This is a genomic window from Synechococcus sp. LTW-G (genome assembly GCF_054459035.1).
The window spans coordinates 277,314-289,752 of sequence record NZ_JBTKYW010000003.1 but is presented as its reverse complement, the minus strand read 5'-3'; the positions used below and the strand labels follow the sequence as shown (position 1 = coordinate 289,752).

Below are 12,439 nucleotides of genomic sequence, written 5' to 3'. Positions count from 1 at the left end.
GAGCGCTACGGCTGCGTCGCTGGTTACCCCAACGGCACCTACCGCGGCAACCGTGCGATGACCCGCTATGAAGCGGCTGCACTGCTGAACGCTTGCCTCGACCGGATCACTGAGGTGACCGACGAGCTCAAGCGCCTGATGAAGGAATTCGAGCGTGAGCTGGCTGTGCTGCGCGGCCGCGTGGATGGCCTCGAGGCCCGCGTGGGCGAGCTGGAAGCGACCCAGTTCTCCACCACCACCAAGCTGCGTGGTCAAGCCACCTTTGTCCTGGGTGCCAACAGCTTTGGCGGGACTCAGTACCCCAATCCTGTTGCAATGCAGATGCCTGGGCGAGGCCCCAGCGGGCGCCTTGTTGATCCCAGCCGAATCGGCTACAGCAATGGCTCCCAAGTCAACAACATGTCCCAGTACGAGGACGAGTTCGGCACGGCTCAGTACAACCGTCGTGACATCGGTGCGACGACCTTCAACTACGACGTTCGCCTGAACCTCGACACCAGCTTCACCGGTAAGGACCTGCTGCGCACCACCCTGCGTGGCGGCAACTTCTGGGGCTCCCACAACGCCTATGCCAACGGCCTGACCACCCTGGAAGTGGCGGTGAATGAACCCACCAGCCCCAACGTGGTGGAAGTCAATCGCCTCTTCTACAACTTCCCTGTCGGCAAAGACTTCAGCGTCACCGTTGGTGGTCTGGTCCGCATGGATGACGCCGGCATGATCGGCATGTGGCCCAGCGTTTACCCCGCTGACACGATCCTCGACTTCTTCACCTTCGCTGGTGCACCCGGTACCTACAACACCAACGGCCTTGGCTCTGGTGCAGGTATCACCTGGAACAACGTCCTCGGCGCCAAGGGTTGGACCCTGTCCACCAACTACGTCGCCACCAATGGCAATGTTGGTAAGCCGTCGGAAGGCGGCATCATGACCCAGGGCTCCAGCAGCACCTCGGTCACTCAGCTGGGCTTCACCGGTGACAAGGCTCCCTTGGTGGGCGGCAGCTCCTGGGGTATTGCAGCGGCCTACACCTACAGCCAGAACCTGGAGATCGCCTCGGGTACTCCCCTGGCTCTGATCTATTCAGATTTCGGTGCAGGGTTGGGTGATGATTCTTCCAATAACTTCGGCCTCAGTGGCTACTGGGTGCCTGAGAAGACAGGGTTCATTCCTTCTGTGAGCGCCGGTTGGGGCATCAGCACCTTCAATAGCGACTCTGCTGTTCTCACCCAAAATGGCGTCCCAGGTCGTACTAGGGCTCCTCAGGCCAATTCCTGGTATGTCGGTCTGCAGTGGCCCGACACCTTCGTGAAGGGCAACGACCTCGGCATGGCTGTTGGTCAAGCCCCCTTCATCACCAAGAATGGTGGTGGTAACTACGGTCGGGTCAACGGGATCACCGGGAATCTCGACTCCAACTACATGTGGGAGTGGTGGTACAAGTTCCAGGTGTCCGACAACATCACCGTCACCCCTGCTCTGTACTACATCAACAACTACGGTGGTCAGATCGGTCGGATCAACTACTCGAACGGTCAGTACAACGCCTCCAACAACGTGTTTGGTGGCCTCGTGAAGACCACCTTCAAGTTCTGATCCAGAACGCTTAAGGCTCACTTCTTACAGTTAGAGCCCTATTCACCTCTCTTCGCCCCGGCTACCGCCGGGGCTTTTTGTTGGATCGATCAACTCGGAGTACTGCGACTGGTGATGGAACGCCTCAACAATCGACTCAGCAACGAGTCAGTGCTGGATCGGGTGCAGCGCTTGATCGCAGAGGCCACCAAAGCGGAGCGCTGAAGAGGAACTCAGTAGCCGTAGCGCAGTCTGCGGACTTCCACTTCAAGGCGAACCATCTCCCGGCGTGCCTTCGAGGCGCAATGGGGGCCTTGATCCAGGGCCTCGTTGTAGCGATAGATCGCCTGGATGTAGTGCTGCTCCAAATCCCGCAGCTGGCCATCGCCAATCGCCCGCTTTCGCACCATTCCCCTGAACACACATCCCTCTCTGGCTCTAGCAACGGCAGCCGGGCCTGACACAGCCCGAGCAGGATGAGCATCAGAACTCATTGCCCCAGGGCTGGGATGGCGCAATAACAAGGCTGGTTCGCGAAGGTGCGCATGTCGGTGTCACGCAATCGATCAGCCGCTCGGCACACCCTTGAGCAGCAGATCCAAGCCGAGGCCCTCTCCTCTTGCGATGGCTTTGAACCACTGAGCCCCAGGCCCTGCGCCGCCGCCATGGCCCGTCCTGCGGCCGCCCAGAGCGGGTTTGGTCAGTGGTGGTCGCTGCTGGTGCGTTGGTGGAAGGGGCTCAAACAGCGCTTCGTCCCGGCCTGATCACCACTGGGCTGGCACCTGAGTCCATCCCTGTCGCAGCAGGTTCTGCCAAAGGCGCACCGCGTTGTAGCGGAGCATTCGGCTGTTGTGAAACGCCTGGATCTGGCCATCGCTGGCCAAGTCGGCATTGACCACCTCACACCACTGGGCGTGGGCCGTCGGGTCGATCGTGGTGATCCGAACCACCTTGCTGCCGCAGGCCGAGCGCAACCAACCTGAACCGGCCCTGCCCTGACGCTTCTGCTCGCGTTTCTCCTGGGCCGCCACCGTCACGACAAAGTCCCGCGGCGATCGAGAGTAGGTGTTCTCACCGATGGTGCAGCTCTGGGCGTGACGCTTCGATGCCCCCACGCAGAGAACAGAACAGGCCCTCTTGAATCGGGGGTCTTTTTTATGGCGTCGTCGTCCAGCGGCGGCAGATCTTGGCCACGAGCACCTCTCGGGGGTCCTGGGAGTTCAGTTGTCCTTGGCTGATCTTGAACTGCGCCAGGTTCTCGGCCACCCCAGGGATCGAGTCGCGCACGCAATAGGCCGTCACCACCGGGAGTGTCCGACGCGCCCCGTTGGGACCCTCCACGATTGGAGCGAAGCGGGCCACGCGGTAGAGCACGCCGTGCTCCTTCTCGCTCTGGATTAGTGCCTCAGCGGCAGCCAGACGTGCCTGGTCCCCCTCCAGGTCCTTCTGCCAGAAGTCAACGGGGATGCCGTCGCGTTCATTGAAGTCGACGTTTTTCTTGGCCCAGGCGATCTCGGCCTTTAACGACTCGAGATTCACCCGCTGCGCAATGCGTCGGTCCTCCAGTTGAACGCTGCCCTCCTCCACCAACAGCCGTTGACCGGAGCTGGTCTTCACCACCAGATCAGAACCGTCATCTCCGCTCTGGCACCCCACCAGGAGCAGCGCCAACAACAGCAGCAGGCGCATCGGGCCCCATCCATCGTCCTTCCCTTGTAGCGGCTGGCATGAAGATTCAGCGGGAATCAGAACCGACGGTCGCAAACCCTGCAAGCTGAGCGGATGAGCCTCACGCACTGCCCCCTCTGCATCGGCCTGGCCGTTCTCTCGATTGGCCGTGCCGCGGCCCATCTCAGTGGGCTATGGCTCATGCTCAGGGGACCAGACACAGCCGCATGCGCACCCTCAGCTGGGCTGACCTTGACCGGGCCCTAGACGCCACGCTGGAGAAGTTTGAGTCGTCGTCTTGGACGGGGGTCTACGGGGTTCCGCGCGGTGGACTGGTCCTGGCGGTCTGCCTGAGCCATCGCCTGGGCCTACCGCTACTGGATCAGCCAGAGGCGGGTTGCCTGGTGGTCGACGACATCTATGAAACCGGGCGCACTGTTGAGCCCTTCCGAAGCCGCACGGACATCACCACCTTGGTCTGGATCAGCAAGGTGGAACCGCAGTGGTGGAGCGCCCTCGAGGTGAACGACTCGAGCGAATGGGTGCTCTTCCCCTGGGAGAACGCAGCAGCAGCCAGAGCTGATGAACAGCAGTACCGCGCCTCACGCTCCCATGGCTAAACCAACCCTCTATCTGGCCTCGCCCTACGGCTTCTCGGCCCATTGGCGCTCGCGCTTGCTGCCTGACTTTGTCGAGGCCCTTGAGCAGCTAGGGATCGAGGTCTGGGAGCCGTTCACGCGAAATGGTCAGGTGGATCTCGCGCAGCCGGGCTGGGCCTGGCGCGTCGCCCAGGCGGATCTGCAGGACGTGCGTGATGCCGACGCCCTCCTCGCCATCGTCAACGGCACGCCTCCCGATGAAGGCGTGATGCTGGAACTCGGTGCCGCGATTGCCCTCGGGAAACCTGTTTTTCTTTACCGCGATGACTTCCGGCGCTGCAGCGACTCCGAGGACTATCCCCTGAATCTGATGGTCTTCAGCGGCTTGCCCCAGGAAGGCTGGCAGGACTGGCTCTATGGATCGATCGAGGAGCTCAAGGCCCCGAGTAAAGCGCTCATGCAATGGCTCAGGGGCTGGGCGTCAGGCGAGATCTGAGGAAGCGCCAGCGTCTTTGGCCCTTTGGGCGGCACGCATCGCCACCTCGACGGGGATCGTCCCGTTGGCCTCGAGTCCGCTCAGCTGCTGAACCATCTGACGCCGCTGTTCAGGGGTGAGCTTCAACAGATCGGCGAGGACATTGGGGTTGATGCGTCCCAGTCGCTCCCGAGCCAGCCCATCCATCAGCACCGTTCAATCCAGGAATGCCCTCCTAAGCGAAAGACCAAAAAAGCGAACAGCTTTTTCGGCACGCGTCAGCTCACCCAAACAGAGCGCGACAATGCGGCCCATGAACAACCACCGACCCCTCTCGGCTCTGTTTTTGGCCCTGGTCCTCGCCGTGGTGCCCCTCTCAGCGGCCCTGTTGATCCACGGACACGCGAATTTTCAAGCCGTCTTCAGCAATGCTTTCGGATAAGAACCTTTGGGTTTGAGTCCACCCGCGAAATCCCTAGCTACCGCCTGAATAGAGACGGTGGCGCCCAATGTTCTTTTACGAGCTGAACGTCACGCTCCCCCAGCGCATCCTGAGGGTTCCACTGCAGGCAGAGACCCAAGAGCAGGCTTGGCATCTCAGCCGCGACCTCTTCCCTGATCACGACCTGAGGTTGGTGCCTCGGCAGCGGAAGTGTGACCCTGAGTTCTGGGCGATCTAGGGGGCGTCCGATCAGGACTTCTCGAGACGACGCACGATTAACGCCATCGCACCCAAGGAGCCAGCCAAGGCAATCAGCAAGGCAATCGTCATGGGTGGGACCAACGGGGCTCCTGATTATGTCGGCCTGGTGTTCGTCTACGGGACGCTGAAGCGCGGCGAGCGCTCCCATGGCCTTCTGGGCAATGCCCCGTTCGAAGGAGCGGCGCTCCTCAGTGGACTGGAGCTCTACAACCTTGGGCCCTTCCCGATGGCCATCTGTAATCCCCAGGCCAGTCGCCCCATCAGCGGTGAGCTTTACAGCATCACGGCCCAGGAACTGCAGGCGCTGGATCGATTCGAGGGAGCACCCCGGCTCTACCGGCGGGAGCTGCGCCGCCTGACCGATGGTCGCGAGGCCTGGGTCTATCTCGGCAAGCCGCGGCAGGTGCGATTCGCTCCAGTCCTGAGCAACGGTTGCTGGAGCGGATCAGATCAAAACCAACCGACGCCGCTGTCTGCAGCTTCTACGCTCAGGCCGGTTTCCAGCTGATCCATGGCCCTCACCCTGTTCGGCGGCGCCCGCAGCCGCGCCTCCATGCCGCGCTGGTACATGGAAGAACGGGGAATCCCCTACACCTGGCAGCTCCTGGACATGGAGGCCGGGGAGCACCGCCAAGAGCCCTTCACCGCCATCAACGCCTTCGCCAAGGTGCCGGCGCTGGTGGATGAGGATCCCAGCCTGCCCAATGGGCGACTGCAGTTATTTGAAAGTGGCGCAATCCTCCTCTACCTGGCGGAGCGTTTTGGGGGCGAATGCCAGACCGCCGCGGAGCGGGGCCTGGCGCAGCAGTGGGTGCTCTTTGCCAACGCCACCCTGGCCACGGCCCTGTTTGTCCCCTCCAACCGGGAGCGGGAGTTCCCCCGGCTGATGGAAGTGCTCGATCGCAAGCTCGCTAGCGGTCCCCTGATGGGCGGCGACTGGGGCGTCGCCGATTGCGCCGTGAACGCCTACCTGGCCTACCTGCCGATCTTCTTCCCACAGATTGATCTGAACCCCTACCCGCAGGTTCAAGCCACGATTGCCGCGACCCAACAACGGGCGGCCTACCAACGGGTCATGGGCCAGCGTTGAGCTCCAACGAAACCCTGACCTGGGGCAATAGCCGCCTGGAGTTGCTGCCCCAACGGGCCGCCTGGGATCCAGAGCTCCAGGTCCTGCTGATTGCCGATCTCCATCTCGGCAAGGCCGAGAGCTTTCAGGCGCAGGGCATCCCCTTGCCCAGCGATGGGGATCAGGGGAATCTCAATCGGCTGCTGGAGCTCACGGCCTCGCTTCATCCGCAGCAGGTGCTGGTCCTCGGGGACCTGATCCATAGCCGGCTGGGACTGACCCCTGAACTCCAGGAGAAGCTCGCAGCTCTACCCCAACTGATGGGGTGCGAGCTGGTCCTGGTCGGAGGGAATCACGATCGCGGCGCCATCTTTCCCTCACTGCAAGCCCAACCATCCCTGCAACGCGGCGCCTGGTGGCTGAGCCACGAACCGGAGACGCCTCCGGCGCCTGAGCTGCTCAACATCTGCGGCCACGTGCACCCCGTGGCGGTCCTCGGACAAGGCTCTGATCGGCTGCGGTTGCCCTGTTTTGGCTTGGATTTCAGCCAGCAACGCCTGCTGCTGCCCGCCTTCGGCGAACTCACGGGAGGCCATCCAGCTCCACTGAACATGCAGCGCTGGGTCATTGCCGAAGACCGGGTTCTGAAACTGCCGGGCGCGAACTAAGCGGTCCCTAGATTGCTGATCTCTGGTCCCTTCATCTGGACACCGCTTCAGCGCCACCGACGAAACAGAAGCGCCCCCATTGGCGACGCAAGCGCTGGATCCCCCTTTGGCTTCCAGCCGGTCTGTTTGCGTTTTTTGTCGCCATTGCGCCGCCCTTGCCCGAGGGCGAGCCGGCCAGAACGGGTTCCTCAGGCTTGAGTGCGGTCGGCGGCCAGGCCGAACCCTTCCGCTACCTGCCCGACCAGGACGTCTACGCCCTCGACTTCGACCCGCGCAAGGTCCGCATTGATCTGCTCGAGGGCTGGGACCGGGAGCAGGACGCCTACAACGACTCCTCCGCCCTGGCCTACGTCTCCGGGCCGATGTACGAGCGGCATGTCAACAGCCTGGGCCGGGAGATCACGGTTCCGCTAGGGGACCTGAAGTTGGGAGATCAGGTCTGGAGAGGTCGAAACCGAACCGCCGCCCGCCAACGGGCGTTTGTGGGGATTCGCCACGACGGCGGTGCTGATTTCGGCTTTGGCGAACTCACATCCGAGCGGGCCGCTCAGTACGACACCTTCATCGGTGGGCTGCACAGTCTCTACAACGATCTTCTCGATCCCCCGCCTGAATACCGCGGCGCCTACAGCGTGTCGATGGGGCAGCAGATCCGCTATTACCTGCCGCGGATTCGGATGGTCATCGGCCTGCGCAGCGATGGTCGCCTGGAGGTGCTGATGAGCCGCGATGGCCTGACACTCGAGCAAACCAAAAGCCTGGCCCGTCAGCGCGGTTTCAAGGCGGCCTACCTGCCCGATCACGCCTCCAAAAGCCGCCTGATCATTCCAGGGGTCAAAGGATTCACCGAAGCCGATGCGAACTGGATCAGCGGTGGAGCCACCAGCTTTGTCCACGTCCCCTACCTGCTGCGACTGAGCTCCCGCGCCATCCCCCTGCGGGGCAATTTGCTGGCCAGCCTCACGCCGCGCCTGGGGCAGCGGGATTGCAGCAACCCGCTGCAATGCGGCCAGAGCTTCGGTGCGCAGCTGGCCGACCGCGCCCTCGCCGGGCTGAACCGTCTGATGGAGCAGGGGGTCGAGCCGGTGGCGCGCCTGATCTGGTCGCCCGCACCCCTGGCCCAACCGCCGGGCAGCGCCAAGCGCTCGCCGCTGCGTGAACCGCCGATCACGGCCGATCCCCTGGCCCTCAGGGAACTTCAGGAGAGCGCAGCCAACAGCGCGCTCGAGAACGAACTCACGCCTGAAGCCCCCGACCTACCGCCACCCCTGGTGCTGCTGGATGGTCAGCCCTTGCCCCAGGAGCCGGAGTTCTTAAACGGGGATGCTGATGCGCTTGCGCCTGCTGAGGTGATGCCACCGGGGGACTTCCTCCTCGGGGCACCAACTCCGCCGCCGCTGCTCCCCCCTCGGCCGCTGCCACCGGTGCTGGCGCCGCCACCGCTCTAGGGATCAGGCCGAGGCCAACGCCCGCACGACATCACCTCGGGTCAAGACCCCGACCGGGCGCCGCTGCTCATCGAGCACAAACAGCCGCTGCGTGCCCTTTTCATGCAGCAAGCGGGCCGCCTCCGGCAGCAGGGTGTCGCCACTGCAGGTGTGGGGGGCCTGGCTCATCACCTCGCCAACGCTGTTGCCGAGCACCTGATGCACCTGCTTGTCCCACTGCAGCGGGTTGCGCAGATAGATCACGGCGTCGAGCAGCATCACGTAAGGGCCGGCATCAAAGCCGCTCTCACGCACCATCAGGTCCTGCTCGGTCAGCTCGCCCACCAGCGCCCCGGCGGCATCGACCACGGGCAGACCACTGATGTGGTGATCGCTCATCACCTGCACCGCGTTCTGGAGGGGCGTCTCGCGACCAACGCTGCGAATGGGCGTGGTCATCACTTCGGAGACCCGGCGTTCAACGACCATGACTGCGCTGCGGATGCCGTCATTGTGGCCGCTCCGTCAGGCGGAAGAATGAACCGCAACGCTTGGTCGGAAAGCCATGCCGAACTCCAGCCTCAGCCGGCAGCTTGCCGATGGCCTGACCATCGCCCGCGCCGTCATCGGTCTGCCCCTGATCCTGGCGCTGGTCCAGGGCAACGGCTGGTTGGCCTGGTGGTTGCTGCTGCTCGGGGGCCTCAGCGATGCCGCCGACGGCTGGCTGGCCAGACGCGCCGGGGGCGGCTCGGTCTGGGGGGCCCGTCTGGACCCACTCACCGACAAGATCCTGATCCTGGCGCCCCTGCTCTGGCTAGGCGCTGCAGGTTCCCTGCCCCTCTGGGCGATCTGGCTCCTGCTCGCCCGTGAACTGCTGATCTCCGGCTGGCGTGCTGGGCAAGGCAGCGGAGGACCTGCCTCCTGGGGCGGCAAGGCCAAAACCATCCTTCAATTCGCCGCCCTCTTACTGCTGCTCTGGCCCGGTGGGGGAGCAGCCCCGCTCCAGCTGTTGGGTTTCTGGTTGTTCTGGCCCTCCCTGGCGCTGGCCCTGAGCTCAGCCTGGGGCTACATCACAGCGCCAGCAGCTGATCGTCGGAGCTGAAATCAGGGCTGGTGGGCATCCGCTTGGCGTAGTCGTTGCTGTAGCTGTCGGCGAGGGAGCGCTCGACGTCGTACTGGGGTGTCCAGGCCAGCTCGCGCTGGACCCGATGGATATCAGTTAGGAAATGGGCCATCCGCAGGGGGAAGGCCTTGCGGGCCTTTTTGTCCAGACTGCTGGGGTCAAAGCTGCGGATCTCAACGGAGGCCGGATCCTTGCCGCAGGCGCGCGCTGCCGCCTCCACCAGACCGCGGAAGCTGATGCCCTGGGCACTCGAGCAGTTGTAGATCCGATTTGCTGCGGCATCGACGCCAATGCTCAGGGCCATCGCCGTGGCGAGGTCGTTGACATGGCCCAACTGGGTGATCGTGCTGCCGTCGCCGGGAAGGGGCACTGGACGGCCATGGACGATCCGATCGAAGAACCAGCTCTCGACAGGGTTGTAATTGCCCGCACCAACGATGTAGGTGGGCCGGAAGCTGGTAAAGGGGATCTTCTCGGCCGTCAACCAGGCCTCGGTGTCGAGCTTGCCGCTGTGACGACTCTCGGGATCGGTCGGGGAGTTCTCCGTCAGGGGCCAGAGGGCGCTGTCCGCATAGACACCGGCGGAGCTGACGTAGACAAAGCGATGGCTCGGGGCCCCGGTCACCTCCACAACCGAGCGGCTGTCCGCCACGGTGCGGCCGGAACTATCGACGATCACATCAAATTGACGACCGGAAAGAGCCGATAGCCCCTCAGCTGTGCTGCGGTCACCGCAGAGGTGCTCGACGCCAGCGGGAACCGGGTTCTTGCCGCGGGTGAACAGGGTGAGTGTATGGCCCGCGTCCTGAAGCTGTTGCACCAGGGGACGGCCCACAAAACGGGTTCCGCCCATCACCAGGATCTTCATCGCAGCAGCCAGCAGGTCCGACCATTCAAAGCGCTGGGCACACCCTTGAAGCCCTCTGCAAACTGAGGGTTCCGACGGGCAGAGGCCATGGGCCGCTTCAACGAGGTTCTGCGCTCCGTTAACAACCTCAAGTTGCTGGCCGCCGTCGGCCGCAGTGGCGGTGAGCTGAGCAACATCGCCGATCTGGTGGACAACTTCCTTGGCAGCCCCCAGATGGAGGACTGCATCAGGCGCTTCCGCGCACTTCCCGGAGGGGCCGCACTGATGGACGGCCGCTACCCGCCGCTGCAACCCCAGATCGAGGCGCTCGAAGCGCTGCCGGCCGGAAGCCTGGGACGGGAGTACGCCCGCTTGATTCGCCAGCTGGGCTACGACCCGGAATTCTCTCGGCCCAGGCCGATCGAGAGCGACGGCCAATGGCTGACGCAACGTATTGCGACCACCCACGACATCCACCACGTCATCAGCGGCTTTGGCACCGAAAGGGCAGGGGAGACAGGGGTGCTGGCGATCACGGCGGCGCAGATCGGCTTTCCCGCCTATGTCCTGCTCACCAGCGCCAGCCAACTGGCGAACTTCCGCTTCAAGCTCGAGGAGTTCGAAAGCATCAGCGCCGCCGCCGCCCATGGCTCGGCCATCGCTCACCAGGCCCAGTGCCTGGCCATCGCCCGCTGGGAGGAAGGCTGGGAGAAACCCATCAACCAGTGGCGCCAGGAACTGGGAATCCAGGATCCTGGAGACAACGCCCCCTACGGCCTGGCCCTGCAGCTCTGCCAGGGATGAAGTGGCCGCAGCAGTGGACCGCCCAGGCCAACGTCCTTGGTCAGACGCGGGGCTATCGCCACTTTCGTGTTCTCGGGGAGTCCGGCAAAGGGAAAGAGCGACGGCTAGCGCTTGAAGCCGTACTGAATCGGGCGTTCCGCCTCGAGGTACCGCTGGTGCAACTGCGGGATCGCAGCCTCTGGCAGCCTGGCTGGCAGTCCTTGAGCCGACCGGCCTCCATGCAGATCATCCCCGCCATCGACCTGCTGGATGGCCATTGCGTTCGGCTGCATCAGGGTGATTACGGCCAGGTCACCCGCTTTAACGATGACCCGGTGGCGCAGGCCCTCGATTGGCAGCGGCAGGGGGCGCAACGGCTGCACCTGGTCGATCTCGATGGGGCCAAAACCGGTCAACCGATCAATGACCAGGCGGTCAAGGCCATCACCTCAGCCCTCTCGATTCCCGTCCAGTTGGGCGGCGGTGTCCGCAGTGCCGAGCGGGCCGAGGAACTGCTGCAGTGCGGCCTCGATCGGGTGATCCTGGGCACCGTGGCGATCGAAAAGCCTGCGCTGGTCAAAGAACTCGCCAGCCGTCACCCGGGCAAGGTCGTGGTGGGAATCGATGCCAAAGACGGCCTAGTGGCCACCCGTGGCTGGATCGAAACCAGCACCGTCCAAGCCACCGAATTGGCCAAGAGTTTTGAAGGCAGCGGCGTCGCCGCGATCATCAGCACCGACATCGCCACCGATGGGACCTTGGCCGGGCCGAACATCGACGCCCTGCGGGCCATGGCCGAGGCCAGCAGCATCCCAGTGATTGCCTCGGGCGGGATCGGCACCCTCGAGGACATCCTCTCGCTGCTCTCCATTGCACCCCTGGGGGTGAGCGGCGTCATCGTCGGCCGCGCGCTCTATGACGGCACGGTGGATCTCGCCGAAGCCCTACAGGCCATCGGTCCAGAGCGCCTCCAAGACGCACTCAATCCGCCTACGGGTTCTATAACGGTGTAAGAGACCTTTTTGGGTCGTGGCTGGTTCCTCAGCACCCAACAACGCATCGGCCGGCGGGACCCACGGGGTGGATCTCGCCTATTCCCGCTGCAAAGACCTGGGAATGCGGCTCTCACGCCAGCGTCGGATGGTGCTCGAGCTGCTCTGGGACGAACGGGATCACCTCAGTGCCCGCGACATCTTTGAGCGGCTCAACGCCAAGGGCCGCAACATCGGCCATACCTCCGTCTACCAAAACCTTGAAGCGCTCCAAAGCGCAGGGGTGATCGAGTGTCTTGATCGCGCCAATGGACGGCTCTACGGCTACCGCAGCGATCCCCACAGCCACATCACCTGCCTCGAGTCCGGTGCCATCCAGGATCTGGATGTGGAATTACCCGCCGATCTGCTCGATCGCATTGAAGAGCAAACCGGCTATCGGATTGAGAGCTACACGCTCAATCTCAGCGGACGGCGGCGCTAAGTGCGCCAGAGCCTTGAGCAGCACTG

At 63.7% G+C, this 12,439-nt stretch carries 20 protein-coding genes and 1 pseudogene; 15 read left to right on the top strand and 6 right to left on the bottom strand.

Features of this window, described 5'->3' with window-relative positions; all coding sequences use genetic code 11:
* On the top strand, positions 1–1,596 hold a 1,596-nt coding region (locus tag ACXIQ9_RS07780), incomplete at its 5' end, for an iron uptake porin (RefSeq protein ID WP_459016283.1).
* Positions 1,597–1,808: 212 nt separating this feature from the next.
* On the opposite strand, the gene ACXIQ9_RS07775 is transcribed toward ACXIQ9_RS07780, so the two are convergent.
* The gene (locus ACXIQ9_RS07775) at positions 1,809–1,985 is read right to left on the bottom strand and encodes a hypothetical protein (protein WP_459016282.1); all 177 of its coding nucleotides are present in this window, start codon (positions 1,983–1,985) and stop codon (positions 1,809–1,811) included.
* A gap of 141 nt (positions 1,986–2,126) precedes the next feature.
* Between ACXIQ9_RS07775 and ACXIQ9_RS07770 the strand changes: the two genes are divergently transcribed.
* Positions 2,127–2,339, top strand: coding sequence for a hypothetical protein (locus ACXIQ9_RS07770; protein WP_296420646.1), 213 nt, complete (start codon positions 2,127–2,129; stop codon positions 2,337–2,339).
* Here the strand turns inward: ACXIQ9_RS07770 and ACXIQ9_RS07765 are convergent, their stop codons facing one another.
* Both ACXIQ9_RS07765 and ACXIQ9_RS07760 read right to left on the bottom strand, forming a co-directional pair.
* Complete coding sequence (locus ACXIQ9_RS07765; protein ID WP_010317363.1) at positions 2,340–2,690, bottom strand: DUF1651 domain-containing protein; 351 nt, start codon at positions 2,688–2,690, stop codon at positions 2,340–2,342. It lies immediately after the preceding gene.
* Positions 2,691–2,730: 40 nt separating this feature from the next.
* Positions 2,731–3,264: a hypothetical protein gene (locus ACXIQ9_RS07760; RefSeq protein ID WP_296416041.1), complete on the bottom strand. Its 534-nt coding sequence runs from the start codon at positions 3,262–3,264 to the stop codon at positions 2,731–2,733.
* Between the two features lie 206 nt (positions 3,265–3,470).
* On the opposite strand from ACXIQ9_RS07760, the gene ACXIQ9_RS07755 reads away from it, so the two are divergent.
* Together ACXIQ9_RS07755 and ACXIQ9_RS07750 are read left to right on the top strand one after the other, a co-directional pair.
* Positions 3,471–3,863 carry a phosphoribosyltransferase gene (locus ACXIQ9_RS07755; RefSeq protein WP_247478701.1) on the top strand — a complete coding sequence of 131 codons (393 nt, stop codon included), beginning with the start codon at positions 3,471–3,473 and terminating at the stop codon, positions 3,861–3,863.
* Positions 3,856–4,338: a nucleoside 2-deoxyribosyltransferase gene (locus tag ACXIQ9_RS07750; RefSeq protein WP_296418638.1), complete on the top strand. Its 483-nt coding sequence runs from the start codon at positions 3,856–3,858 to the stop codon at positions 4,336–4,338. Before ACXIQ9_RS07755 ends, ACXIQ9_RS07750 begins: the two co-directional genes overlap by 8 nt.
* On the opposite strand, the gene ACXIQ9_RS07745 is transcribed toward ACXIQ9_RS07750, so the two are convergent.
* Complete coding sequence (locus ACXIQ9_RS07745) at positions 4,324–4,524, bottom strand: hypothetical protein (RefSeq protein WP_010317371.1); 201 nt, start codon at positions 4,522–4,524, stop codon at positions 4,324–4,326. The two genes, ACXIQ9_RS07750 and ACXIQ9_RS07745, sit on opposite strands and share 15 nt — an antisense overlap.
* 106 nt (positions 4,525–4,630) lie before the next feature.
* Between ACXIQ9_RS07745 and ACXIQ9_RS07740 the strand changes: the two genes are divergently transcribed.
* The 6 genes from ACXIQ9_RS07740 (at position 4,631) to ACXIQ9_RS07715 (ending at position 8,205) form a co-directional block, all read left to right on the top strand.
* A complete protein-coding gene (locus tag ACXIQ9_RS07740) occupies positions 4,631–4,759 on the top strand; it encodes a hypothetical protein (protein WP_256463395.1) in 129 nt (42 codons plus the stop codon).
* 67 nt (positions 4,760–4,826) lie between these two features.
* Positions 4,827–4,997, top strand: coding sequence for a hypothetical protein (locus ACXIQ9_RS07735; RefSeq protein ID WP_459016281.1), 171 nt, complete (start codon positions 4,827–4,829; stop codon positions 4,995–4,997).
* A gap of 129 nt (positions 4,998–5,126) precedes the next feature.
* Positions 5,127–5,528, top strand: coding sequence for a gamma-glutamylcyclotransferase family protein (locus ACXIQ9_RS07730; protein WP_459016280.1), 402 nt, complete (start codon positions 5,127–5,129; stop codon positions 5,526–5,528).
* Positions 5,529–5,531: 3 nt separating this feature from the next.
* A complete protein-coding gene (locus tag ACXIQ9_RS07725) occupies positions 5,532–6,110 on the top strand; it encodes a glutathione S-transferase family protein (RefSeq protein ID WP_459016279.1) in 579 nt (192 codons plus the stop codon).
* On the top strand, positions 6,107–6,757 hold the full coding sequence (pdeM, locus tag ACXIQ9_RS07720) for a ligase-associated DNA damage response endonuclease PdeM (protein WP_459016278.1): 651 nt from the start codon (positions 6,107–6,109) through the stop codon (positions 6,755–6,757). The genes ACXIQ9_RS07725 and pdeM overlap by 4 nt, the downstream gene beginning before the upstream one ends.
* Positions 6,758–6,912: 155 nt before the next feature.
* The gene (locus tag ACXIQ9_RS07715; RefSeq protein ID WP_459016277.1) at positions 6,913–8,205 is read left to right on the top strand and encodes a hypothetical protein; all 1,293 of its coding nucleotides are present in this window, start codon (positions 6,913–6,915) and stop codon (positions 8,203–8,205) included.
* 3 nt (positions 8,206–8,208) lie between these two features.
* On the opposite strand, the gene ACXIQ9_RS07710 is transcribed toward ACXIQ9_RS07715, so the two are convergent.
* Entirely contained in the window at positions 8,209–8,673 is a 465-nt protein-coding gene (locus ACXIQ9_RS07710; protein ID WP_010317385.1) for a CBS domain-containing protein, read from the bottom strand.
* Positions 8,674–8,749: 76 nt separating this feature from the next.
* On the opposite strand from ACXIQ9_RS07710, the gene ACXIQ9_RS07705 reads away from it, so the two are divergent.
* Positions 8,750–9,286 carry a CDP-alcohol phosphatidyltransferase family protein gene (locus tag ACXIQ9_RS07705; protein ID WP_296416046.1) on the top strand — a complete coding sequence of 179 codons (537 nt, stop codon included), beginning with the start codon at positions 8,750–8,752 and terminating at the stop codon, positions 9,284–9,286.
* Here the strand turns inward: ACXIQ9_RS07705 and ACXIQ9_RS07700 are convergent.
* A complete protein-coding gene (locus ACXIQ9_RS07700; protein ID WP_459016276.1) occupies positions 9,255–10,175 on the bottom strand; it encodes an NAD-dependent epimerase/dehydratase family protein in 921 nt (306 codons plus the stop codon). The two genes, ACXIQ9_RS07705 and ACXIQ9_RS07700, sit on opposite strands and share 32 nt — an antisense overlap.
* An 87-nt stretch (positions 10,176–10,262) precedes the next feature.
* Here ACXIQ9_RS07700 and ACXIQ9_RS07695 point away from each other — a divergent pair, with 87 nt between their 5' ends.
* From ACXIQ9_RS07695 to ACXIQ9_RS07680, 4 genes and pseudogenes are all read left to right on the top strand, one after another.
* Positions 10,263–10,958, top strand: a complete 696-nt coding sequence (locus ACXIQ9_RS07695) for a Coq4 family protein (RefSeq protein WP_459016275.1) — start codon at positions 10,263–10,265, stop codon at positions 10,956–10,958.
* Positions 10,955–11,143: pseudogene (locus tag ACXIQ9_RS07690) on the top strand (TIGR02450 family Trp-rich protein); the annotation flags it as partial. The gene ACXIQ9_RS07695 and the pseudogene ACXIQ9_RS07690, both read left to right, overlap by 4 nt.
* Positions 11,144–11,176: 33 nt before the next feature.
* Complete coding sequence (gene hisA, locus ACXIQ9_RS07685; protein WP_459016293.1) at positions 11,177–11,950, top strand: 1-(5-phosphoribosyl)-5-[(5-phosphoribosylamino)methylideneamino]imidazole-4-carboxamide isomerase; 774 nt, start codon at positions 11,177–11,179, stop codon at positions 11,948–11,950.
* Between the two features lie 103 nt (positions 11,951–12,053).
* Positions 12,054–12,413, top strand: coding sequence for a Fur family transcriptional regulator (locus ACXIQ9_RS07680; protein ID WP_083797938.1), 360 nt, complete (start codon positions 12,054–12,056; stop codon positions 12,411–12,413).
* The last annotated feature ends 26 nt before the right edge of the window (positions 12,414–12,439 follow it).

What these genes read in the sequence shown, in the direction of transcription:
- ACXIQ9_RS07775 (WP_459016282.1), bottom strand. Translation starts at nt 1,985, where the DNA reads ATGGTGCGAAAGCGGGCGATTGGCGATGGCCAGCTGCGGGATTTGGAG.
- ACXIQ9_RS07760 (WP_296416041.1), bottom strand. Translation starts at nt 3,264, where the DNA reads ATGCGCCTGCTGCTGTTGTTGGCGCTGCTCCTGGTGGGGTGCCAGAGC.
- ACXIQ9_RS07755 (WP_247478701.1), top strand. Translation starts at nt 3,471, where the DNA reads ATGCGCACCCTCAGCTGGGCTGACCTTGACCGGGCCCTAGACGCCACG.
- ACXIQ9_RS07750 (WP_296418638.1), top strand. Translation starts at nt 3,856, where the DNA reads ATGGCTAAACCAACCCTCTATCTGGCCTCGCCCTACGGCTTCTCGGCC.
- ACXIQ9_RS07745 (WP_010317371.1), bottom strand. Translation starts at nt 4,524, where the DNA reads ATGGATGGGCTGGCTCGGGAGCGACTGGGACGCATCAACCCCAATGTC.
- ACXIQ9_RS07740 (WP_256463395.1), top strand. Translation starts at nt 4,631, where the DNA reads ATGAACAACCACCGACCCCTCTCGGCTCTGTTTTTGGCCCTGGTCCTC.
- ACXIQ9_RS07735 (WP_459016281.1), top strand. Translation starts at nt 4,827, where the DNA reads ATGTTCTTTTACGAGCTGAACGTCACGCTCCCCCAGCGCATCCTGAGG.
- ACXIQ9_RS07725 (WP_459016279.1), top strand. Translation starts at nt 5,532, where the DNA reads ATGGCCCTCACCCTGTTCGGCGGCGCCCGCAGCCGCGCCTCCATGCCG.
- ACXIQ9_RS07710 (WP_010317385.1), bottom strand. Translation starts at nt 8,673, where the DNA reads ATGGTCGTTGAACGCCGGGTCTCCGAAGTGATGACCACGCCCATTCGC.
- ACXIQ9_RS07705 (WP_296416046.1), top strand. Translation starts at nt 8,750, where the DNA reads ATGCCGAACTCCAGCCTCAGCCGGCAGCTTGCCGATGGCCTGACCATC.
- ACXIQ9_RS07700 (WP_459016276.1), bottom strand. Translation starts at nt 10,175, where the DNA reads ATGAAGATCCTGGTGATGGGCGGAACCCGTTTTGTGGGCCGTCCCCTG.
- ACXIQ9_RS07695 (WP_459016275.1), top strand. Translation starts at nt 10,263, where the DNA reads ATGGGCCGCTTCAACGAGGTTCTGCGCTCCGTTAACAACCTCAAGTTG.
- hisA (WP_459016293.1), top strand. Translation starts at nt 11,177, where the DNA reads ATGCAGATCATCCCCGCCATCGACCTGCTGGATGGCCATTGCGTTCGG.
- ACXIQ9_RS07680 (WP_083797938.1), top strand. Translation starts at nt 12,054, where the DNA reads ATGCGGCTCTCACGCCAGCGTCGGATGGTGCTCGAGCTGCTCTGGGAC.